The organism is Pseudomonas sp. WS 5412, assembly GCF_012985615.1.
GTDB classification, from domain to species: Bacteria; Pseudomonadota; Gammaproteobacteria; order Pseudomonadales; family Pseudomonadaceae; genus Aquipseudomonas; species Aquipseudomonas shahriarae.
Genome location: NZ_JAARMB010000012.1, coordinates 170,000 through 192,573 on the forward strand (window position 1 = coordinate 170,000; position 22,574 = coordinate 192,573).

16 protein-coding genes are annotated in these 22,574 nt (G+C 62.6%); 6 read left to right on the forward strand and 10 right to left on the reverse strand.

What is annotated here, in order from left to right; translation table 11 throughout:
• Positions 1–323: 323 nt before the first annotated feature.
• The 6 genes from HBR94_RS17285 to HBR94_RS17310 all read right to left on the reverse strand — a co-directional run bounded on the left by HBR94_RS17285 (position 324) and on the right by HBR94_RS17310 (position 8,187).
• On the reverse strand, positions 324–2,744 hold the full coding sequence (locus HBR94_RS17285) for a TonB-dependent siderophore receptor (protein WP_170045265.1): 2,421 nt from the start codon (positions 2,742–2,744) through the stop codon (positions 324–326).
• Positions 2,745–2,826: 82 nt separating this feature from the next.
• Positions 2,827–3,786, reverse strand: coding sequence for a FecR family protein (locus HBR94_RS17290; protein ID WP_170045266.1), 960 nt, complete (start codon positions 3,784–3,786; stop codon positions 2,827–2,829).
• The gene (locus tag HBR94_RS17295; RefSeq protein ID WP_115127900.1) at positions 3,783–4,298 is read right to left on the reverse strand and encodes a sigma-70 family RNA polymerase sigma factor; all 516 of its coding nucleotides are present in this window, start codon (positions 4,296–4,298) and stop codon (positions 3,783–3,785) included. The genes HBR94_RS17290 and HBR94_RS17295 overlap by 4 nt, the downstream gene beginning before the upstream one ends.
• A gap of 129 nt (positions 4,299–4,427) precedes the next feature.
• Positions 4,428–4,982: a DUF4174 domain-containing protein gene (locus HBR94_RS17300; RefSeq protein ID WP_115127899.1), complete on the reverse strand. Its 555-nt coding sequence runs from the start codon at positions 4,980–4,982 to the stop codon at positions 4,428–4,430.
• Positions 4,983–5,146: 164 nt separating this feature from the next.
• Positions 5,147–5,779 carry a glutathione S-transferase gene (locus HBR94_RS17305; protein WP_170045267.1) on the reverse strand — a complete coding sequence of 211 codons (633 nt, stop codon included), beginning with the start codon at positions 5,777–5,779 and terminating at the stop codon, positions 5,147–5,149.
• 50 nt (positions 5,780–5,829) lie between these two features.
• On the reverse strand, positions 5,830–8,187 hold the full coding sequence (locus HBR94_RS17310) for a DNA polymerase II (protein WP_057959051.1): 2,358 nt from the start codon (positions 8,185–8,187) through the stop codon (positions 5,830–5,832).
• 229 nt (positions 8,188–8,416) lie between these two features.
• Between HBR94_RS17310 and HBR94_RS17315 the strand changes: the two genes are divergently transcribed.
• The 6 genes from HBR94_RS17315 to HBR94_RS17340 all read left to right on the forward strand — a co-directional run bounded on the left by HBR94_RS17315 (position 8,417) and on the right by HBR94_RS17340 (position 16,254).
• Positions 8,417–10,639, forward strand: coding sequence for a TonB-dependent siderophore receptor (locus HBR94_RS17315; RefSeq protein WP_170045268.1), 2,223 nt, complete (start codon positions 8,417–8,419; stop codon positions 10,637–10,639).
• 262 nt (positions 10,640–10,901) lie between these two features.
• A complete protein-coding gene (locus HBR94_RS17320) occupies positions 10,902–11,789 on the forward strand; it encodes a LysR family transcriptional regulator (RefSeq protein ID WP_170045269.1) in 888 nt (295 codons plus the stop codon).
• 116 nt (positions 11,790–11,905) lie between these two features.
• Complete coding sequence (locus tag HBR94_RS17325) at positions 11,906–13,012, forward strand: tartrate dehydrogenase (protein ID WP_170045270.1); 1,107 nt, start codon at positions 11,906–11,908, stop codon at positions 13,010–13,012.
• Positions 13,013–13,014: 2 nt separating this feature from the next.
• Positions 13,015–14,463: an aldehyde dehydrogenase family protein gene (locus tag HBR94_RS17330; protein ID WP_120732451.1), complete on the forward strand. Its 1,449-nt coding sequence runs from the start codon at positions 13,015–13,017 to the stop codon at positions 14,461–14,463.
• A gap of 32 nt (positions 14,464–14,495) precedes the next feature.
• Positions 14,496–15,254 carry an SDR family oxidoreductase gene (locus HBR94_RS17335; RefSeq protein WP_057439131.1) on the forward strand — a complete coding sequence of 253 codons (759 nt, stop codon included), beginning with the start codon at positions 14,496–14,498 and terminating at the stop codon, positions 15,252–15,254.
• A gap of 28 nt (positions 15,255–15,282) precedes the next feature.
• Positions 15,283–16,254 (forward strand): cyclase family protein, encoded by a 972-nt coding sequence (locus tag HBR94_RS17340; protein WP_057439132.1) that lies wholly within the window; start codon positions 15,283–15,285, stop codon positions 16,252–16,254.
• 1 nt (position 16,255) lies between these two features.
• Here HBR94_RS17340 and HBR94_RS17345 read toward each other — a convergent pair whose 3' ends face one another.
• The 4 genes from HBR94_RS17345 to mrdA all read right to left on the reverse strand — a co-directional run bounded on the left by HBR94_RS17345 (position 16,256) and on the right by mrdA (position 22,277).
• A complete protein-coding gene (locus HBR94_RS17345) occupies positions 16,256–18,685 on the reverse strand; it encodes a TonB-dependent siderophore receptor (protein ID WP_170045271.1) in 2,430 nt (809 codons plus the stop codon).
• A gap of 98 nt (positions 18,686–18,783) precedes the next feature.
• Positions 18,784–19,758, reverse strand: coding sequence for a FecR family protein (locus HBR94_RS17350; protein ID WP_057959047.1), 975 nt, complete (start codon positions 19,756–19,758; stop codon positions 18,784–18,786).
• Complete coding sequence (locus HBR94_RS17355; protein ID WP_170045272.1) at positions 19,755–20,267, reverse strand: sigma-70 family RNA polymerase sigma factor; 513 nt, start codon at positions 20,265–20,267, stop codon at positions 19,755–19,757. The genes HBR94_RS17350 and HBR94_RS17355 overlap by 4 nt, the downstream gene beginning before the upstream one ends.
• Before the next feature lie 117 nt (positions 20,268–20,384).
• Entirely contained in the window at positions 20,385–22,277 is a 1,893-nt protein-coding gene (mrdA, locus tag HBR94_RS17360; protein WP_170045273.1) for a penicillin-binding protein 2, read from the reverse strand.
• Between the last annotated feature and the right edge of the window lie 297 nt (positions 22,278–22,574).

Sequence of the window (22,574 nt, forward strand, 5' to 3'; positions counted from 1 at the left end):
GTTCAAATGTGGGAGCTGGCTTGACTGCGATGGTGGTGTGTCAGCTAGCAGAAATGGTGCCTGAACTACCGCTATCGCGGGCAAGCCCGCTCCCACAGGGGGGGCTCTGCCGGGCATAGAGTTTTGGCCGCACCACAATGCAAATGTGGGAGCTGGCTTGCCTGCGATGGCGGTGTGTGAGCTAGCAGAAATGGTGCCTGAACTACCGCTATCGCGGGCAAGCCCGCTCCCACAGGGAGGGGCTCTGCCGGGCATAGAGTTTTGGCCATACCACAATGCGAATGTGGGAGCTGGCTTGCTCCCACCGGGGATAGTGGGCAGGTCTAGAAGTCGTACTTGACGCTGGTCATCAGGTTGCGCGGCGCACCATACATCCCATGGTTACCGGCATAGCTGAAATACTCACGGTCAAACAGGTTGTTGAGGTTGACCGACGTACTCAACTGCGGCGTCACGTCGTAGCGCAGCAGCAGGTTGGTGATGGCGTAGCTGCCCTGGCTGAATGTGTGCAGGTCTTCGCCAACCTTGCTCTGCCAGTTCACCCCGCCGCCAACCGTCACTTTGTTCAAGGCCCCCGGCAGACGGTAAGTGGTGAAGGTTTTCAGGCTCTGGCGCGGCAAGGTGGTGACGATGCGTTTGTCGTCGGCATCGGTACTGACCGCATAGGCGTAGCCCGCGGAGGCTTGCCAGCCTTCAGCCAACTCACCGTTGAGTTCCAGCTCGACGCCCTCGGTAGTGGTGCCCTTCTCGTTGCGATAAGTATTGCCGCCCGGGGTGTCGATCCAGATCGCGAGGTTGTCCTGTTCCAGCTTGAACAGCGCCAGGCTGGTGTTGAGTTTTTCGTCGAAGAAACTGCCCTTCAATCCCAACTCGTAGCCCTTGCCTTCCATGGGTTCCAGGGCCTTGTTGTTGATATCGCGCACCCAACTGGCCTGGGGATTGAAGATCTTGGTGTAGCTGGCATAGGCCGACCAGTTGTCGGTCAGGTCATAGACCACGCCGGCATAGGGAATGTACACGCCGGTTTCCGACTCATCGGTGCGGGTGGCGACGCCGCCGTAGGGGCTGTCTGCGGTTTCGCGCTTCCAGTCGATGACACGGCTGCCGAGGATCACGCTCAGGTCGTCGGTCATGCGCAGGCGGGTACTCAGGTAAGCGGCGTATTGGCTTTCATCCACCGAGGATTTGCCGGTCACCGGGAAGTCCGGCTTGGCCGAGTGCCCGTCCCAGTTGAACAGGTTGTCGATGGCGCCCGCCGGGGAGCCGGAATACGCGTAGTTCCAGCCCCCATGGCTGGGCAGGTTTTCCTTGTATTTGGACAGAGTCACGCCGGCGATCAACTCGTGCTCGCGGCCCAGCAGGTCGAACGGCCCGGTGGCGTACAGGTCGAGGTTGTCCTGGCGCGGCGTACCGGAGAAGCGCACCGGCAACTGCGTGGTGCCGCTGCCATCGCTGTTGAGGCTGCCGTTGACGTAGTTGAACACCTCATCGAACTTGTTTTGCGAATGGGTGAACTCGGCCTTGGCGCTCCAGCCGCTGTCGAACTTCTGCTCGATGGAGGTAAAGAAGCTGGTCTGCTCATGGTCGTTATAGGACCAGGCCGGCGCGGTATTCAGGGAGCGGCTGAGGTTGCTGCGCGAACCGTCGGTAAAGCGCGTAGGCAAACCGGAGCGCGCCGGGGCATCGACGTCGGTACGCAGGTAGCTGAAGCCCAGGGTCAACAAGGTGTCTTCGGTCAGGTCGAATTCAGTGATGCCGTACAGCAATTGGGTCTGCTGCTTGTAGCGGTCGACCCAGGCATGTTCGGTCTTGTAGTCGGCCACCAGGCGCCCGCGCACGTTGCCGGTTTCGGTCAGCGGGCCGGACACGTCGAGGCCACTGCCGTAGCGGTCCCAGTTGCCCGCTTCAGCGGTGACACTGGCCCGCGCCTCGGCCGTCGGGCGCTTGCGGATCAGGTTGATGGTGGCCGAGGGGTTGCCCATGCCGCTGATCAAACCGGTGGCGCCGCGCACCACTTCCACCCGATCGTACATCGCCATGCTCTGGGTGTAGTTGTCCATGCGCGCAACGGTAGGCACACCGTCGATTTCGAAGTTCTGGATCTGGAAACCACGGGAGAAATAGCTATCGCTTTCCGCCCCCAGGCCATCACGCAACACGATGATGCCGGGGGTGGCATCCAGGGTATCCGACAGGTTGGTCAGGCGCTGGTCATCCAGGCGCTGGCGGGTCATGACGGTCAGCGATTGCGGGGTTTCCCTCGGGGTCAGGTTCAGGCGGGTGGAGCTGCTGGACGACTGCGTGGTGTAGGAACCGGTGCCTTCGGTGGTCGACCCCGGCGCCTTGCCGGAGATCGACACGGTACCCAGTTGCAATGCGCCGTCGGTAGGCCGGGGCTCCAGGGAATAGTTACCGCCACTGCCGCGCACGGCTTGCAACGAGCTGTTACTGAGCAGGATCGCCAGGCCGCTGTCGAGATCATGCCGCCCTTGCAGGCCCGGGCTGGTCTGCCCTTGCGTGAGCGCGGCCGGGTAGGACAGCAGGATCTGCGCAGCCTGGCCAAACTGGTTCAACGCGCCGGCCAGTGAGCCTGGGGCAATATCGAACTCCTGCTGTGGCGCGGCCATGGCCCAGGCCGGCGCCAACAGCAGCGGCGCGGCCACGCCGAAGCTGGCGATGCCACGGACGACGGCCACGGCCAGTGATTTTTTCAGTGTTGCCCGGATGGTGCGTTGCGGGTGCATGCCCTGTTCCCCAGATAAGTGAGTGTCTGGGGATATAAGTCTCGTGAGATTCGGAAACGGACCACCTGCATGTGAAATAAATTCATACCTGCGCCCGCTGCGGTTTCAACGTCACCCATAAGCGCGTGAAATGCTGCACATCCAGCTTGAGGGTCTGTTGCAGCGCCACCAGAATGCGGTCGGTGTCGGCCAGTGGATAGGTGCCGGACACCCGCAGTTCACGCACGCTCGGGTCACAGTCCAGATGCCCGCGCCGGTAGCGGCTCAGTTCCTTGAGGAAGTCTTCCAGACGCAGGCCCTCAGCGACGATCATGCCGCGGCTCCAAGCCAGTTCGCCGGCGCGCTGGGGGCGCCGCGCCAGCAGGGTCTGCGGGTCAAAGCTGATGATTTCGCCGGGTTGCAGGCTCAGGTTGCGCGCTGGAATCTGCGCCGCCAGCGGCTGCTGGTCAGCCCCCAACTGGGTAAAACCCTCACGCTGGCGCACGCTGAAGCGCCCGCCTGTGACCTGGATCAGCCCTTCGGCGGTTTTCACCCACAGCGGGCGGGCGTCCAACGGGTTGGGCAGCACCAGGATCTCCCCGCGCAACAGGTGGATCTGGCGCTGCTCGGGGCGGTAATTCACATCGACGGCGGTGTCGGTATTGAGCTGGATTTCGCTGTTGTCCGCCAGTTCGATGCGCCATTGCTCACCGACCGAGGTGCTGAAATCGCTGGTCCAGGGTTGCAGCAGGCCGGCGTCCCTGGCGGTCCACGCCACACTGCCGGCCGCCAGCAACAGGGCCAGGTTTTTAATCACCCGACGCCGGGATATCGTCGGCAACAGGGTGGCGCTGACCAGCGCCTGATGTGCCGGGTCGCGCACCTCGTGCATACGCTGGAAAAATCGCTGGGAATGCTGCCAGGCCTGCTCGTTGAGCGGATCCAATTGGCGCCACGCCAGCCACTGGGCGCGGGTCTGTTCGGTGACATCCGGCGCCTGCAACTCCAACTGCCAGTGCATGGCCTGCTCGGCGGCTTCCAGGGTCAGGGGCAACGGATTCATGGGCGCTGGCTGTCGAGCACAATGCACTGGGCGCCGGCCTTGACGATGTAGCGCTTGACCGTGGTGATGCTGGTGCCCAGGCGCTCGGCAATCTCGCCGTGGCTCAAGCCGTCGAGCTGCGACCAGAGGAAGGCCTGGCGCACCGGTAATGCCAGGCGGCTGAGCACTTCGTCGAGGGCCATCAGGGTTTCCAGGAGCAGCCACTGCGTTTCGGCGCTGGGCGCCACGTCTTCCGGTAACAGCGCCAGGGCTTGCAGGTAGGCCTTTTCCAGCTTTTGCCGACGAAAGTGATTGGACAACACGCTTTGTGCGACTTTCGCCAGAAAGCTGCGGGGCGCCTGGACTTCAAGGGGTTGGTTCTTGGCCAGCAGACGCAGGAACGTGTCCTGGGCCAGGTCGGCGGCGCTCTGCGAACAGTTCAGGCGACGCCACAGCCAGTGCTGCAGCCAGCGATGTTGCTGCTGATACAGCGTGGCCAGGTCAGTAGGGCTTGTCGCAGGGGTCGGGGGCATGGAGGGCGCGCGCAGAAGGTAAGCCGTAAATGATAACGGTTATCATATGCTTCATGGCGCAATGCCTGCAAGTGCCATACGACTTGTAGGGATCGCTGGCACCTCCCCTGTAGGTGCCAGCGAGGAGCATCAATCTTCCAGCGGTTGCGGCGCGTGCTTGCCAGGCTTGGCTTTGGCGCCAGGCTTGCTCGCTGCCGGGGCGGCGGGTTCAGGCTCGGCGGGTGCGGCGGCTTCTTTTTCTGCCATGGGCATCTTGTCGACAGCCGCAAAGAACTCTGCAAGGTCAAGGGTATCGGGTGGCACAGTCTTTTCGACTTTCTTCTCGCCGTCCTTGCCCACCAGGATTACTTTGGTGCCGGCACTGGCCCCCAGCTTCAAGGCGCGGATCAACGCATTGGTGTCCTGGGCGCCGAGGTCCTTGCCGTCACGCTGGCCGACGGTGCCGATGCTCGTGTAGTTCACGGTGTAGAGCACCATGTTGCGCTCTGTGAACTTCTGTTTGTTCTCAGGCTGTTCAAGATCTTTCTTGAGCTGGACCTGAGTCGGGTCTATGGAGCTGGGTGCAATCACGATCAGCGGGCGGAATTTGCCTTGATCCTGTTCCAGCGGGCCTCGGTTATCCGCAGCCAACAACGGCCCCGTAAACGCCATCAAGGTAGCCAGGGTCAGCGACCGGACGAGCATGCGTACCTCCTTCCAATTCCATGCAGAGTTTTTGAGTTTCATGTCTGCGACAGTCAATTTCAAGGATGATTCCTACGCGACTATCAGAAAGAGTAGGCCAGGACGCCCGTGACGCAAGGGCTCGAGGTGCTTCGAGGCTCATTGTTTCTTCTGATTGCCAAGGCTCACTGCTCGGGCCAATCCGGCCAGTGCCAGGCGAACACCGGGGCCACCTGCGGGTCGGCGTCCACCTGCGCCAGGGCCTGGGCGCATGCGGGGTGGGAGTGTTGCAGGACGTCGCGTACACCCTCCCAGCGGGACACCGCCGCCGCCATGATGCCCAGGGCATTGGGCAGCCCCTGTGGGGTAAAGAGTTGCCCGGCAAATTGCTCGGCAAATACCTGCCAGGTCCGGTGCAGTTTCTGCTGGGTGCCCGCGATCAGTTGCGCCTGCACCGTCTCGTCAGCGTCGGCGAGAAAGCGTTGCGGGTAGTCGATGATGGTGATCGCCGAGTAGCAGTTGGCGGCGATATACACCAGGCCGCGAATGATCTGCGCACGGTGACCGGACAGAAAATCGCTGGCCGGATACGCCAGGCCCAGATGAATCAGGATCGCCGCGCTTTCCGTCAACACGCTGCCGTCGGGCAGTTGCAGGGTGGGGATCTGCCGCAGCGGGTTGATCTGCCCAAGGGCCTCCATCCCCGCCCCGTCACCCCAGGGGCTGGCATCGACCTGCTGCCACGGCACGCCGCAGCGTTGCAGGGCGATTTCGACGATGCATGAACCAGAACTTTGCGTGCCGTAGAGCGTGTACATGGGCATTGCTCCTGGAGACTCAGCGTCCAGAGTGAAACGTTTTCCCGGGGTTAAAACAAGCCCATCTGACCACCGACCAGGGTGCTGAAATCATCATCGACAAACGGCAGGATCGCATCGGCCACCGGCTGCAATTGCCGGGTTACGTAGTGGTCGTAGTCAATTGGCGCCTGGCGCACTTCCAGGGGCTCGGGGCCGTTGACGGTGATCACGTAGCGAATCCAGCCACCGTTCTGATACTGGCGTGGGCGGCCCTGGCGGTCGTTGTATTCATCCGCCAGGCGCGCGGCCCGCACATGGGGCGGCACGTTGCGCTCGTAGTCGCCCAGTTGCCGGCGCAGGCGTTTGCGGTAGATCAGCAGCTCATCGAACTCGCCACTGAGGGTGCGGCGCACGTAGTCACGCACATAATCCTGGTGGGGCTGGCGGTGGAAGATGCGCTGGTACAACTCCTGCTGGAATTGGCGGGCCAGGGGCGACCAGTCGCTACGCACAGTCTCCAGGCCTTTGTAGATCATCTCTTCACTGCCATCGGCACGGGTCACCAAGCCGGCATACCGTTTCTTGCTACCCTCCTCCGCCCCACGAATGGTCGGCATCAGGAAGCGGCTGAAGTGGGTTTCGTATTGCAGTTCGAGGGCGCTTTGCAGGCCGAATTCGTTGTGCAGGCGTTCGCGCCACCATTGGTTGACGTGTTGTACCAGGTCCTGGCCGATGCGCGTGGCATCCTCCTGGGAATGGGCACTGCCGAGCCAGACAAACGTGGAGTCGGTATCGCCATAGATCACTTCATAACCCTGGGCTTCGACCAGCTCGCGGGTCTGGCGCATGATCTGATGGCCGCGCAGGGTGATCGACGACGCCAGCCGCGTGTCGAAAAACCGACAACCGCTGGAACCGAGCACGCCGTAAAAGGCATTCATGATGATCTTCAGGGCCTGGGACAACGGCGCGTTATGCTCGCGTTTGGCCACCTCGCGGCCTTCGGAGACCCGCGCCACAATCGACGGCAGGCAATGCCGGGTGCGGGAAAAGCGCGCACCGCGAAAGCCTTCCACCGACTCGTTGTCGTCGGGGTGGCGCAGGCCTTCGATGAGGCCCACGGGGTCGATCAGGAAGCTGCGGATGATCGACGGATACAGACTTTTGTAGTCCAGCACCAGCACCGACTCGTACAGCCCCGGCCGCGAGTCCATGACAAAACCGCCGGGGCTGGCCTGGGGCGGCTTGTCCCCCAGGTTGGGCGCGACAAAGCCCTGGCGATGCATCAGCGGCATGTACAAGTGGGTGAACGCCGCCACCGAACCACCGTTGCGATCCGCCGGCAGGCCGGTGACGCTGGCCCGCTCCAGAAGGAACTTGAGCAGCTCGGTCTTTGCGAAAATCCGCGTCACCAGCTCGCAGTCCTTGAGGTTATAGCGCGCCAGGGCGGGCTTGTCCTCGGCGAACATGCGGTTGATCTCGTCCATGCGCTGGTAGGGCGTTGCGATCGACTTGCCTTCCCCCAGCAGGGTCTGGGCGACGTTTTCCAGGCTGAATGACTCAAAGGTCCAGGTCGCCGAGCGCAGGGCCTCGATACCATCAATGATCAGCCGGCCGGCAGCGGCGGCGAAGTAATGGTTGCGGCTGCCGTGCTCGCGCCAGGCCATGGCCTCGCCGCCACGGCCGAGCAGCAATGGCACGTTAAGCCGTTGGGCATGCTCGTGGAGGACCCGCAGGTCGAACTGCACCAGGTTCCAGCCGATGATCGCGTCGGGGTCGTGTTGCGCCAGCCACTGGTTGAGGCGCTCCAGCAGTTGGGCGCGGCTGTCGCAGTATTCGAGCTTGAAATCCACCGCGCAGGTTTTGTTCGGCGGGCCGAGCATGTACACCTGGCGCTCACCACAACCTTCCAGGGCGATGGAGTACAGCTCGCCGCGCGCGGTGGTTTCGATATCCAGCGACACCAGTTTCAATGCCGGGCGGTAGTCGGGCGCGGGCTTCATCTGCGCCTCCAGCAACATCCCGCCCTCGCCGGGGGTGCCGTCAAATGCCACCGGCGCGGTGATGAAGCGCTCCATCATATAGCGCTCGGGCGGGCGCACATCGCCTTCGTAGACATCCACGCCGGCCTGGCGCAGGCGTTTTTCCAGGTCCATCGCCTGGCGATGCTGACGGGTATAAAGGCCCAGGACCGGGCGGTGGTGGAAATCACACAGTTGCAGCGGGCGCAGTTCCACGTCGCGCTCGCCCTTGAGCACCCGTTGCGCGTGCTCGCGGTGGGCCAGCGGAATAAACATCACCGAAGGCTGTACCGGTAGACGGATATACCGCGGCCCCTGGTCGGTCGCCAGCCAGAAGCTGACCTCCGTGCCCGCCGGGGTGTCGCGCCAATGCCGGGTCAGGACAAAACCCTGCTGTAAATCCACCTTGCCGCACCTCAGGAATCTCTTTCAGGGCGCGATTCTACTCGGCATCCGCCATCAGGCCTTAATAGAAATTTCTGGCCTTCAGAAAAGTCATACATCACAAATCAGTTTGTGAAATATCATTTAGCATTTATTATCATTTGCACTGGAGTCGTATTCGCGCAGCGAGGAAGCGCAACGTTGTTGCCCCCTCTTTCCTCACACTGACGCTTCGCCGTCCGGATCGACCATGCCGACTTGTACTCGCCCGACCCTGCTCGCCCTGTGCTGCTCCCTGAGCTTCACGGCCCATAGCGCCCCTCAACCCGCCCCGCAGAATGCGAACGACAGTCAGGCTGGCCAGGCCCTGGAGCTGGGTGCGACCAGCATCAGCGCCGAGAGCATCATGCCCGGCTCCCTGCCCCCGGTGTACGCCGGCGGCCAGGTCGCACGCGGTGGGCAGTTGGGGGTGCTGGGCAACCAGGACATCATGGATGTGCCGTTCAGCATGGCCTCCTACACCGAACAACTGATCCGCGACCAACAGGCCGAGACCGTGGGCGATGTACTGCTCAACGATTCGTCCGTGCGCCAGGCTTCGGGTTATGCCAACCAGTCGCAATTGTTCGTGATTCGTGGCTTGCCACTGAATGGCGATGATATTTCCTACAACGGCCTCTACGGCATCCTACCCCGGCAGATCATGTCCACCGACGCCCTGGAGCGGGTGGAAGTGTTCAAGGGCCCGAACGCCTTTATCAACGGGGTAACACCCTCCGGCTCCGGCATCGGCGGCGGCGTGAACCTGCAACCCAAGCGCGCCGACGATGTACCTCTACGCCGCTTCAGCACCGATATCAGCAGTGAAGGCCGGATTGGCCAGCACCTGGATATCGGTCAGCGCTTTGGCGAGGACAATCGTTTTGGTGCGCGGGTGAACCTCTCGCAACGTGAGGGCGATACCGCCACCGATAATGAAAACCAGCGCTCCAAGCTGTTTGCCGCAGGCCTGGATTACCGGGGCGATGCATTACGCCTGTCGGGGGATTTCGCGTATCAGAAACAGCGCGTCAATGGCGGGCGCAACTCGGTGTTCCTCGGATCCTTGGTGACCCACGTACCCGACGCCCCGTCGGCCGACACCAACTACGCGCCGCGCTGGAATGCGACCAATATTGAAGACACCCTGGGCATGCTGCGCGCCGAGTACGATCTGAACGACAACTGGACCGCCTACGCGGCGGGCGGTGCCAAGCACACACGGGAGATGGGCCAGTACTCCTCGGTGACCATCAACGACAACCTGGGCAATGCCCAGAGCAGCGCCTCGACCATCGCCCACGAAGAAGACAACAGCAGCGCCATGGCCGGCTTGAAGGGCAATTTCCAGACCGGGCCGGTGAGCCACCGCCTGAATTTCGGCCTGGCCGGGATCTGGACCGAGGCGCGCAACGCCTATGTGTTCGACAGCGCCAAGACCAGCACCAATATCTACAACCCGGTAACCGGCGCCGAACCGCGCCTGAACAACCCGCGCAACACCCCTGGCACCGACTTCAGCGACCCGACCATCACCGCCAAGACCTTCATGCGCAGCGCGGCGGTGTCCGACACCGTGGGTTTTATCGATGATCGCTTGTTGGTCACCCTGGGCCTACGCCATCAGCAAATGGTGGTGCAGGGCTACAACTATATGAGCGGCAGCCGCACGGCCAACTACGATCAGTCGATCACCACACCGGTGTACGGCATTGTGTTCAAGCCTTGGGAGCATGTGTCGCTGTATGCCAATCGGATTGAAGGTTTGGCCAAGGGCCCGACCGCGCCGGAGAAATTAGGTATTCGCACGGTGACCAACGGTGGCCTGGTGTATGCCCCAGCACGCTCCAAGCAGATCGAGGCCGGGGTCAAGGTTGACATGGGCACCTACGGCGCGACCCTGGGCGTGTATCGAATCGAGCAGCCCGGCGCCGGCTACACCCAGATCATCGATGCCACCACCGCACGCTTCGTGCGTGAGGGCGAGCAAATCAACAAAGGCGTGGAGCTCAACGTATTCGGTGAACCGCTGGCCGGCCTGCGTTTGCTCGGCGGTGTGACGGTGATGAAAACCGAGCTCAAGGGCACCCAGAACGGCGCCAATGACGGCAACCGCGCGATTGGCGTGCCGTCGTTCCAGCTCAATGCCGGGGTGGATTGGGATGTGCCGGGCCTGCAAGGCGTAACCCTCAACGGGCGCCTGCTGCGTACCGGCGGGCAGTACGTGGATGCCGCCAACAAGCTCAGCTTGCCGGCCTGGAACCGCTTTGATCTGGGCGCACGCTACAACTTCAAAGTGGACCAGCGCGACGTCACCCTGGGACTGACCGTGAACAATGTGGCCAATACCAAATACTGGCAATCGGCAATGGGCGGCTACCTGACCCAGGGCGATCCACGGGTGGCCAAGCTGTCGGCGAGCATCGAGTTCTAACCGGCACTTTACTCAAGGCAGCAAAGGTCAAAGGTGGGAGCTGTCGAGCCCGGCGAGGCTGCGATGGCGGTGGGTCAGTCACCATCAATGCTGGCAGTGCCGCCGCCATCGCAGCCTCGCCGGGGCTCGACAGCTCCCACAAGGGATCGGCGGTGCCTCCAAAGTTGAGTCAACAGCATATGTCCAATGTGTGAGGGGCAGATGATTGGACAGTCCCGCCCCAACTGCGTAGTTTTCACAGACCGCGCACAAGGACTCTGGCATGGCCCCCGATCTCACTTCCATCGAGCTGTTCCTCAAGACGGTCAAGCTCGGCAGCCTGTCCCGGGCGGCCGAGCAGTCGCACCTCTCGCTGTCTGCGGCCAGCCGGCGCCTGTCGTTGCTGGAGCAACACTTCAAGGTCGCCCTGTTGCACCGCTCCTCCACCGGCGTCTCGCCCACGGCGGCCGGCGAGGTGTTGGCCGAGCATGGGTTGGCGATTTTGCGCGCAGTGGATGTGATGCACGCTGACCTCGCCGACTACGCCAAGGGCGCCACCGGCCGCGTGTGCCTGTATGCCAACAGTTCGGCGATGAGCCAGCAACTGCCCAGCCAATTGACCCAGTGGAACGCCCAACATCCCGGTATCCGCCTGGATATCCGCGAGGAGCGCAGCCGTGAAATCCTGCAGGCGGTGCGCGATGGCGTGGCCGATGTGGGCATCGTCACCACCCAACCGGGCGGCAAGGACTTGCGCTTTGCCCCTTACTGCCAGGACCGCCTGTGCCTGCTGGTGCCCGATGATCATCCGTTCAAGATGCGCCATGCGCGCTTTGCCGATTTGCTGGGCTATGACTTCGTCGGCCTGGAGGACAACGCCGCCATCACCGCACTGATCACCGAAGCCGCCGCCGCGATTGGCATGCCGTTGCGCCTGCGGATCCAGGTGCGCAGTTTTGAAGCCGTGTGCCGGCTGATTGCCGCAGGGCAAGGGGTTGGCGTGCTGCCCCAGGGCGCGGTGCAGATCTTTCGCAAGGAAATGGCCTTGCGCTTTATCGAAATCGACGACCCTTGGGCCGACCGCCAGATGTACCTGTGCATGCGCCAGGAACAGCCTTCTCCTACAAGCCTGGCATTATTCGACTACCTCGCTGCCCGCCACTGCGCCTAACCGCGAGCCTTCGAATTTTGCGAAGGCCACTTCCATAATCAGCAATTCCACCACCGTGGCACCTGTGCCAAGAATGTCCCCGCCTCACTGACAACAACAAGAACAGGAGACACGGCGTGTCCAATTCCACGACCAGCCCCCCCCATCGGATTGCCGTGATTCCCGGCGACGGTATCGGCCGCGAGGTAGTGCCCGAAGGCCTGCGCGTACTGCGGGCGGTCAGTCGGCGCTTCGGCATTGCCTTTGAGTTCGATCACTTTGCCTGGTGCAGCGAACACTACCTGGCCCACGGCACCATGATGCCGGACGATTGGGCCGAGCAGATCGGTAGCCATGACGCGATCTTCTTCGGCGCCGTGGGCGCCCCGGACATCATCGCCGACCATACGGCGGTGTGGGAGTCGCTGCTGAAGATCCGCCGTCAGTTCGACCAGTACGTCAACATCCGCCCGGTGCGCCTGATGCCCGGCGTGCCCTGCCCGCTCGCCGGTCGTGTGCCGGGGGATATCGACTTTATCGTGGTGCGCGAAAACACCGAGGGCGAATACTCCAGCGTCGGCGGGAGGATGTGGGAAGGCACGCCGCGTGAGATCGCGGTACAGGAGTCGATCTTCTCCCGCGAAGGCGTGGACCGGGTGGTGGACTATGCCTTCAAGCTGGCCCAGCAGCGACCGCGCAAGAACCTGGTGGCCGCCACCAAATCCAACGGTATCTCCATCACCATGCCGTTCTGGGACGAGCGGGTGAACCTGATCGCCCAGCGCTACCCAGACGTCAAGACCGCCAAATTCCACATCGACATCCTCTGCGCACACTTTGTGCAGCACCCGGACTGGTTTGACGTGGTGGTGGCCTCCAACCTCTTTGGCGACATCCTCTCCGACCTCGGCCCGGCCTGCACCGGCACCATCGGCATTGCGCCGTCGGCCAACCTCAACCCCGAGCGGCGCTACCCGTCGCTGTTCGAGCCGGTACACGGTTCGGCACCGGACATTGCCGGGCTGGGCGTGGCCAACCCCATCGGACAGATCTGGTCGGCCGCATTGATGATCGAGCATCTGGGCAATGGCGACCCGCTTTACCAAGAGGCCGCAGCAGCCATTGTCTCAGCCATCGAGACGGTGCTTGCGCAAGGCCCGCGCACCCGGGAAATGGGCGGCAGCGCCAGTACGATTGAAGTGGGCGTGGCCATCGCCGAATGCATCGCCGGGAACAGGAGCTGAACATGATCAACGCACATTACATCGCCAACCAATGGCAGGCCTCGACATCCCTGGAAGACATCCCGGTGATCGACCCCAGCAGTGGCGAAAGCTACTCCAGCATCGCCCGTGGCACCGCTGCCGATATCGACGCCGCCGTCAGCGCCGCGCGCCTGGCCGTGGGTGAGACCTTCGACGGGCCATGGGGCTCGTTGTCGGCACTGGAGCGTAGCCGCCTGCTGGCCAGGCTGGGCGCAGCGGTGTTAGCGCATCACGAAGAGCTGGCGCAGATCGAGGCGCGGGACACTGGCAAGGCGCTGAAAGTGGCACGGGCCGATGCCACCGCCCTCGCCCGTTACTTCGAGTATTACGCCGGCGCGGCCGACAAGTTGCACGGCGAGACCCTGCCCTATCAAAACGGCTACACGGTGCTGACGGTGCGCGAGCCCCATGGGGTCACCGGACATATCATCCCGTGGAACTACCCGATGCAGATCTTCGGGCGCAGCGTCGGTGCGTCCCTGGCGGCAGGCAATGCCTGTGTGGTCAAGCCGGCGGAGGATGCCAGCCTGTCGTTACTGCGCCTGGCGCAGATTGCCGCCGAGGTGGGCTTCCCGGCCGGCGCGATCAATGTGGTGACTGGCTACGGCTACGAGGCCGGCGCGGCGTTGTGCAGCCATCCGGGGATTGATCACATTTCGTTTACCGGTTCCACCATGACCGGCACGGCGGTCTCCAAGGCCGCTGCTGAGCGGCACTGCCCGGTGACCCTGGAGCTGGGCGGGAAATCGCCGCAACTGGTATTCGCCGATGCCGACCTGGACGAAGCCTTGCCGGTGCTGGTCAACGCCATTGTGCAGAACTGCGGGCAGACCTGTTCGGCGGGCAGCCGGTTGTTGGTGGAACGCAGCATCTATGAGGCCCTGGTGGAGCAACTCAGCCAGCGCTTTCGCGAACTGCGCACCGGGCCTTCGGCGCTGGACCTGGATATGGGCCCGCTGATCAACCAGAAGCAGCAACGCCAGGTACGTGAGTTCGTGCGCGAGGCCGAACAGGCCGGGATCACCGTAGCCGCCCGCGGCCAGGTGGTGGCCGAAGCCGGCAGTGGCGGTTACTTCCAGGAAGCAGTGCTGTTTCGCGATGTGCCGCCCGACAGCCGCCTGGCCCGAGAGGAGGTCTTCGGCCCGGTGTTGGCCGTGATGCCCTTTGACGATGAAGCCGAGGCCATCCGCCTGGCCAACGGCACCGAATTCGGCCTGGTCGCCGGCGTGTGGACCCGCGATGGCGCCCGGCAGATGCGCCTGGCGCGCAAGCTGCGCTGCGGCCAGGTGTTTATCAACAACTACGGGGCCGGCGGCGGGGTTGAACTGCCCTTCGGCGGCGTCAAGGCCAGCGGTTATGGCCGGGAAAAAGGCTTCGAGGCCCTGCTGGGGTTTACCACCTTGAAGACCATTGCGATCAAACACGGCTAAGCCATTACAACAACAAGAAAGGAGCACACTCCATGCGTCTAGCAAACAAAGTCGCCATCGTCACCGGCGCCGGCTCCGGGTTTGGCGAAGGCATCGCCAAGACCTTTGCCCAACAGGGTGCGCGGGTTATCGTCGCCGACATGAACGCCACCGGCGGCCAGCGGGTGGTCAATGAGATCGCCGCCAGCGGCGGCCATGCCCATTTCGTCGAGGTCAATGTGGCCAACGACGAAAGCGTGGGCGCGCTGCTGCGCGCCACCCTGGAGCAATTCGGCGCGCTGGATATCGTCATCAACAACGCCGGCACCACCCACCGCAACCGGCCGATGCTGGAAGTGGACGAGGCCGAGTTCGACCGGGTGTTCGCGGTCAACGTCAAAAGCATCTTCCTCAGCGCCAGGCATTTTGTGCCGCATTTTCGCGGCCAGGGCGGCGGCGTGTTCGTCAATATTGCCTCGACCGCAGCGATCCGCCCGCGCCCGGGACTGGTCTGGTATAACGGCAGCAAGGGTGCGGTGGTGGTCATGAGCAAAACCATGGCGGCGGAGCTGGGGCCGGACAATATCCGCGTCAATTGCGTGAACCCGGTGGTCGGCGCAACCGCGTTGCTCAGTGAGTTCATGGGCGTGCCGGACACCCCGGAAAACCGCCAGAAGTTCATGGCGACCATCCCCCTGGGACGTTTTTCCACCCCGCAAGACGTGGCCAATGCCTGCCTGTACCTGGCCTCGGACGAAGCGGCCTTTATCACCGGCACCTGCCTTGAAGTCGACGGTGGGCGCTGCGTGTAACTCAACGACCAAAGGGATCGGAGTCGATATGTGTGACTTACATAACAAGAACGAACCGAACACCAGGCAATTACTCGAAGGCCTGCCCAAGAACTGGGGCAAATGGGGACCGGACGATGAAGTCGGCGCCCTCAACTACCTGACCGAAGCCGAAGTACTGCGCGGTGTCGCTTCGGTGCGCCAGGGCAAGACCTTCACCCTGCAAGTGCAGATCGGCCATCCGGGCGGTGACCCGATGTGGCCGGCGCGCAACCCGTCGATGCGCTTCAATACCCTGGATCACAGCCACTATCACTTCGGCAAGCAACCCGAAATGACCGGCGGCGCGGCGTATTGCGACGATGTGATCTTCATGCAGTTGCAAGGCTCGACCCAGTACGACGCCCTCGGGCATGCCTGGTACGACAATCAACTGTGGAACGGCTACGACGCCATGAGCACCGTCGGCGGCATGGCCAAGGCCAGTGTGCTGGCGATTGCCGAGCGCGGCGTGGTCGGGCGTGCGGTGTTGATCGACATGGCCCGCCATCGCGGCAAGAAATACCTGGGCCGTGGCGAAACCTTCAACCACCTGGACTTGCTGGCCGCCGCCAAGGCCCAGGGGGTGACCATCGAAAAACGCGACATCCTGATCATCCGTACCGGCTCCATGGGCGCGTTCTACGAGTATGGCAAGACCGAGTTCTTCAAGGACCTGGTGGAGCCTGGCCTGACCTACAGCCGGGAACTGGTGGAGTGGTTCCACGCCATGGAAATCCCCAACCTGGTGACCGACACCATCGCCAATGAGGTGATCACCGATCCGGTGTCGGGGGTGCAGATTCCATTGCATTGCGCGCTGATGCGCAACCTCGGCATCGCCTTTACCGAGATCGTGCTGCTGGAGGATCTGGCCGCCGATTGTGCCGACGACGGCCAGTGGAAGTTCCTCTACACCGCCGCGCCGTTGAAGATTGTCGGTGGCAGCGGCGCGCCGGTGAATCCGGTGGTGATCAAGTAGCTCACCAATCGTAGGACACGGCCAGGGACGCGGTGCGCTCCTGGCCGTAATAGCAGCCAAAGGAGTAGTTGCAGGACGAGACGTACTCGCGGTCAAACAGGTTCTGCACGTTGAGGCTGGCTTCGGCGCCCTTGAATGTGGGGCTGACGCGGCTCAGGTCGTAGCTGACGGTGGCGTCAAAGACCACGAACGACGGGGTCTTGAATGTGTTGGCCGAGTCGCCGTACTTCTTCCCGGTATACCGCGCACCACCGCCTACGGTCAGGCCGGCCAGGGCATCGCTGGCAAAGTGGTAGTCGGCCCAGGCACTGGCGCTCCACGGCGCCTGCGCCTCGCTGCGGTTGCCCTCGTCGCCGTAGTTGCTCTTGGTATAGATCGCGTCCAGGTACGACAGCGCACTGATCAACTCCACCTGGCCAAACCGGGCCTTGCCTTCAAATTCCACGCCCCGCGAGCGCACTTCGCCCTCCTGCAACTGGTATTCGCGATAGATCAGATCGCCGGTCAGGACGTTTTTCTGTTTGATCTGGAACACCGACAAGGTCAGCAGCGACTGGTCGTTGGGCTGGTATTTGAGGCCTGCCTCATACTGCTCGCCCTCCACCGGTTTATAGGCGCCGCCGCCACGCGCCGGGGCCAGCCGGCCGACGCTGGGCAGAAACGACTCGGCATAACTGACGTAGGGCGCCAGGCCGAAGTCGGTGAGGTAAGTCAGGCCGACGCGACGCGTGAGCTGCTTGTCTTTCTGCGACACCGTGCTGTGGTCCAGCAGGTCGCGATTGATCACTTCGGCCCAGTCTTCACGCAGGCCCATGGTGAGGATGAAACGGTCGAACTTGATCTGGTCCTGGGCATAGAGGCCGGTCTGCTTGACCGTGTTGTTCCACTTGGTGGTCAGTTGCGGCTGGCCAAAGGTGTGGTAGTTGGACGGCTGGTAGAGGTCGATGATTTCTGCGCCGTAAAGGTTGTAGCCCTGATATTTACGGGTGAATTCGCGGTGATCGAAGCCCACCAGCAAGGTGTGTTCCAGGGCACCGGTGGCGAACTTGGCCTGCAGGTTGTTATCGAGGGTGTAGGCGCTGTTGTGTTGGCGCCAGTCGAGCTTGGTGCGGCTGGCGCGGGTGTCGTCGGTGCTGCCATCGGGCAGTTCGACGAAGCGGTTCAGGTAAAAACCTTTGTAGCGGTCGTTGACGTCGGTAAATCGCGCGGTCTGGCGGTATTCCAGGTTGTCGTTGAAGGCATGGGAGAAGTCATAGCCCAGCACATACTGATCGCGAATATAGTTGTTCCAGTCGGAGTCGCCGAGGAAGGTATCGCGGTCGATATGCTGGCCTTTGGAGTTGCGGTACAGGGTGCCGATGGCCGGCAACGCCTGGTAGTCGGCCAGGGATTTGTCACGTTGGATCTGCGCATAGATCGTCAGGGCAGTGTCATCCGTGGGCGCCCAGGTCAGGCTGGGGGCCAGCAAGGTGCGGCTGTCGGTGGCATGGTCGACCATCTCGTTACCGTCGCGGACCAGGCCGATCAGACGGTAGCTCAAGGTTTTTGCCTCATCGAGGGGGCCGCTGAAATCGAGGGCGCCATTGACCCGGTCGTAACTGCCCACGCCAAACTTGACCTGATGCCTGGCTTCAGTGGTGGGCCGCTTGGACACCAGATTGATCATGCCGCCCGGCTGGTTCTGCCCAAACAGCACTGAGGCCGGGCCCTTGAGCACTTCAATGCGTTCCAGGGTGTAGGGATCGATCTGTGGCGCACCACCGAGGCTGCCGGCGTAAGGCAGATAAGCCCCATCGAGATACAACAAGGTGGGCGCAAAGCCACGGCTGGTCAGCTCGTCGGCGATGGTGTTGCGGTCGGTGTAGCCGTTGGTGTCGACGCCTGGGGTGTAGCGCAGGGACTGGGTCAGGTTGCGTGCGCCCTGGACCTTGACCTGGTCGGCGGTGACCACGTTGACGGTCTGCGGGATCTCCAGGATCGGTGTATCGGTCTTGGTGGCCGTGGCGCTGCGAGTGGCCACATAGCCATCCACCTGGCCCCAGGCATCTTCCGCGACCAGGCCGGTGACGGTGGTGGCGCCAAGGTTCAAGGCGCCGCCTTCGGGCAGCAGGTACAGGCTCCAGGTGCCATTTTCGGTGACGGTCAGGCCCAGGCCGCTGCCGTTCAGCAATTGTTGCGCAGCCTGTTCGGGGCTGTATTGGCCCTGCAACGCCGGCGCGCGGCGGCCTTGCAGCAAGGCCGGGCTGACCGACAGCGTGCGTCCGCTTTCCCGCGACAGCCGGCTCAGGCTATCGCCGAGGGCTGCAGCGGGCAGATTGAAATATTGCTGGGTGCTGGCGGCCGTATCGGCCAGGGCGGCCACGGGGTGGCCGACTACAGCCAGGGTTACGGCCAGGGTCAACAGGCAGGGACGGATCATCGAGGGTGCCATAGGGTGAGGATGCTCATTGTCAGGTTGGCGTTCCCTAACCTTGACTCGCGAGATCGGCGACCCCCTCACGCTGAGTGAAAATAATTCCCATTGGCTGCTCAGCGCACGTCAATCAGGGTCAACCAGGGGCCGTAGTGACTGATGCGCAGAGGGAAGGTCTGGGCCAGCGACTCCAGGGTTTGCTCCGGATCATCCAGTGGGTACACGCCATAGACGCGTACTTTTGCGGCTTGCTCACTGACCCGCAGCACGCCCCGGCGATACGGCCGCAGGGCGTCGATCAGCAGGCCTAGGGGCTCATCACGGATATCCACGCGACCGTCGCGCCAGTCCGTGCGGCTGCGTACCGAGAGCGGTACCGGGCGCACATCGACATCGCTGAACCACGCGGCCTCCCCCGCCTCTACACGGCGCTGGCTGCCGCCGAGCGTGGTGACCTGGACGCTGTGCAATTGCACCGAGGTCAGGCTGCCGGTGGCCTCCTGGCGCACCATGAATTGCGTGCCCAGGGCCTGGACTTCGCCCTGGGCGGTGGCGATCACAAACGGCCGGCGCGGGTCGGCGGCGACGTCCACGAACACTTGGCCCTCACGCAGGCGCACCAGGCGACGGCTGTCACTGAAGTGGATGTCCACCGAACTGCGGGCATTGAGACTCAGGCGGCTGCCATCGGCCAAAGCGAAAGTCTTGCGCTCACCGGTGGCGGTGTGGCGGTCGGCCCACAGGCCATTGAGCGGCTGGGCGCGATCAAAGATCGCCGCACCGCTGACACCGAACAACACCAGGGCCAGGCCACCGCGCAGCACCTTGCGCCGCGATTCGGAATCCGGCGTCGCCAGGGCCTGGGTAACGGCGCGCAATTGGCCGGGACTGCGGGCTTCGACGCGCTGCAAATCAGCAATCGGCTGCTGCAGCAAACTGCCCACACGTTGCCAGGCAACGGTGTGCTGGGGGTTGGCCCGCAGCCAGGTTTCGAAGGCTTGGCGCAGCACAGGGTCGTCATCCCCAGCCTCAAGGCGTAGCAGCCAATCCACGGCGGCGCGAGTGGTGGCGTCCACCTTGGGGTAACTCATGTCAGGTCCGCCGACTCGGCCAGGCAATGCAGGAAAGCCCGGCGCAGATCGCGCTCTACCGTGGCCAGCGACACGCTCAACTGCTGGGCGATGACGGGCTGCGACAAGCCTTCGAGGCGATTGAGCATAAAGATTTGCCGGACACGCGGCGGTAGGCCGTTGAGCAGGCGGTCGATGCTTTCCAACGCTTCGCGCACCAGGGCCAGGTCTTCTTCCGAAAGGGTATAGGCGTGCGGCAACTGCGCCAGGCTGTCGAGGTAGGTCTGCTCCAACCGCTTGCGCCGCCAGAAGCTGAACAACAAGCGGCGCGCCACGGTACTGAGAAACGCGCGGGGCTCATCGAGTTGATGGAGCTGGCGCGCGTCCAGAATGCGGATAAACGTGTCCTGGGTCAGGTCCGCCGCATCTTGCGGGCACTTGAGCTGACGATACAACCAGGCGCGCAACCAGCGATGGTTGTCGTCATAAAGCGTTGCCAGAAGGACCTTGGGATCGGTAGGAGTAGACACGCGGGCAGCCAAGCACGTTAATGATAATTCATCTCATTATCTGCGCAGACTGCGGCTAAATGCAATTGCTTATCTACCCAGTGAAACCTCGCCCAAGACGGCTTGACGATACTGGCGTTAGACACGAGGGTCGCCCGATGTCTTGACCGGCGTGGCGTACTGCGGTTTCAGGTGGCCTTGTTGATCGAGCAACCAGGCATCCATGATCTGGCGCACCACCGGGCCTGCCACGCGGCCGCCCGCCTCGCCGTTTTCAATCATCACTGAAATCACGATCCTGGGGTGCTCGGCCGGGGCGAAACCGACGAACAATGCGTTGTCGCGGTTGCGCTCGCGGGTCTTCAGGCGGTTGTAGCGCTCGCCCTGCTTGATTGCCACCACCTGCGCGGTACCACTCTTGCCCGCGATCCGGTACTGCGCGCCGGCGGCCGACGCCCGGGCAATCCCGCGCGGGTCGTGCATCACCATTTGCATGCCGTGGTTGACCTGATCCCAGTCGCGCGGGTTCTTGAGGACGATATTGGGCATGGGGTTTTCGTCCGCTGGCGGCACGCCGTCGATGGTTTTAGCCAAGTGCGGGCGATTCCACACGCCCTTGTTGGCGATCAGCGCCGTGGCCTGGGCCAGTTGCAATGGAGTGACCTGCATGTAGCCTTGGCCAATGCCGAGAATCACGGTTTCACCCGGGAACCAGGGCTGGCGACGGGTTGCACGCTTCCAGGCCTGGGACGGCATCAGGCCGGCGGATTCTTCGAACATATCCAGGGAGACTTTCTGCCCGAGACCGAATTCGGCCATATAGTCGTGCAAGCGGTCGATCCCCAGCTTGTGGGCCAGGTCGTAGAAGTAGGTGTCGTTGGAGCGCATGATGGCGGCGTCCATATCTACCCAGCCATCACCACTGTGGTTCCAGTTGCGGTATTTGTGATCAAAGTCCGGCAGTTGGTAGTAGCCGGGGTCGAAGACCCGGGTCTGGGCGGTGACCACGCCGCTGTCGAGACCGGCGATAGCCACTTCCGGCTTGATCGTCGAGCCCGGCGCATACAAACCGCGCAGCACCCGGTTGAACAAGGGGCGGTCGAGGGAATCATGCAACGCGGCATACTCCTTGAAACTGATGCCGGTGACGAACGAGTTGGGATCGAAGCTGGGTTTGCTGACCATCGCCAGGACTTCGCCGGTTTGCGGGTCGAGGGCCACGACTGAACCGCGACGATCACCCAGGGCTTCTTCGGCGGCTTCCTGGAGCTTGATATCCAGGCTCAGGACGATGTTTTTGCCGGGGACCGGGTCGGTATGCTTGAGCACCCGCAGGACTCGGCCCTGGGCATTGGTCTCGACCTCTTCATAACCCACATGGCCGTGCAACTGCGACTCATAGAAGCGCTCGATGCCGGTTTTACCAATCGACTGCGTGCCACGGTACTCGACCGAATCCAGCTCCTTGGACTCTTTCTCGTTGATGCGCCCCACGTAACCAATGGAATGCGCAAAGTGTGCACCCAGTGGGTAGTGCCGCACGAATTGCGGCTCGACCTCCACGCCGGGCAGGCGGAATTCGTTGACGGCCAGTATGGCGATCTGCTCTTCAGTCAGCTCATAGAACAACGTCACGGGCACGAACGGGTGGCGCGCTTGCTTCAGGGCCTTGTCGAAGACGGCGCGGTCTTCGGCTGGCAGGTGCAGCAGAGCGATAATCGAGTCCAGCTCCCCTTTCAGGTCGGTAGCCCGTTCGCGGGTGATGGTCAGGTTGTAACTGGGACGGTTATCGGCCAGGACCACACCGTTACGGTCATAGATCAAGCCGCGAGTCGGAGTGATGGGCAGAACATGGACACGGTTGTTTTCGGAGATGGTGGAGTGATAGTCGAACTCCACCACTTGCAGGAAATACATGCGGGCGACCAGGGCGCAGGTGATGCCAAGCACCAGTATTGCGCAGGCCAGCAGGCGCTTGTTGACCAGACGGTGCTCTTTTTCGTGGTCTTTGATCGGTATGGCTTCGGGCATTTCTACAGCATCTCGTTGAATAAGGGCGATGCCGCATCCTGCGGTAGAAAAGTCGGTCCCTGGGAAAAGCTGCTGCACCATACCAAATATGACGAAACACTTTGTATTGAATTGACCGAAGGGTAATTGAGGTGGGTAGCGGCAGAGTTGCGGGTTAGTTTTTACGCGCGCCTTTTCGACCGCCCAAAACAAAACCCCTGTTTGCGTTAGCAAACAGGGGTTCTGGAATTTAATCTTGACGATGACCTACTCTCACATGGGGAAACCCCACACTACCATCGGCGATGCATCGACCCA

Coding starts and splice junctions, on each gene's coding strand:
- HBR94_RS17285 (WP_170045265.1), bottom strand. CDS start 2,744: ATGCACCCGCAACGCACCATCCGGGCAACACTGAAAAAATCACTGGCC.
- HBR94_RS17290 (WP_170045266.1), bottom strand. CDS start 3,786: ATGAATCCGTTGCCCCTGACCCTGGAAGCCGCCGAGCAGGCCATGCAC.
- HBR94_RS17295 (WP_115127900.1), bottom strand. CDS start 4,298: ATGCCCCCGACCCCTGCGACAAGCCCTACTGACCTGGCCACGCTGTAT.
- HBR94_RS17300 (WP_115127899.1), bottom strand. CDS start 4,982: ATGCTCGTCCGGTCGCTGACCCTGGCTACCTTGATGGCGTTTACGGGG.
- HBR94_RS17305 (WP_170045267.1), bottom strand. CDS start 5,779: ATGTACACGCTCTACGGCACGCAAAGTTCTGGTTCATGCATCGTCGAA.
- HBR94_RS17315 (WP_170045268.1), top strand. CDS start 8,417: ATGCCGACTTGTACTCGCCCGACCCTGCTCGCCCTGTGCTGCTCCCTG.
- HBR94_RS17320 (WP_170045269.1), top strand. CDS start 10,902: ATGGCCCCCGATCTCACTTCCATCGAGCTGTTCCTCAAGACGGTCAAG.
- HBR94_RS17330 (WP_120732451.1), top strand. CDS start 13,015: ATGATCAACGCACATTACATCGCCAACCAATGGCAGGCCTCGACATCC.
- HBR94_RS17335 (WP_057439131.1), top strand. CDS start 14,496: ATGCGTCTAGCAAACAAAGTCGCCATCGTCACCGGCGCCGGCTCCGGG.
- HBR94_RS17340 (WP_057439132.1), top strand. CDS start 15,283: ATGTGTGACTTACATAACAAGAACGAACCGAACACCAGGCAATTACTC.
- HBR94_RS17345 (WP_170045271.1), bottom strand. CDS start 18,685: ATGGCACCCTCGATGATCCGTCCCTGCCTGTTGACCCTGGCCGTAACC.
- HBR94_RS17350 (WP_057959047.1), bottom strand. CDS start 19,758: ATGAGTTACCCCAAGGTGGACGCCACCACTCGCGCCGCCGTGGATTGG.
- mrdA (WP_170045273.1), bottom strand. CDS start 22,277: ATGCCCGAAGCCATACCGATCAAAGACCACGAAAAAGAGCACCGTCTG.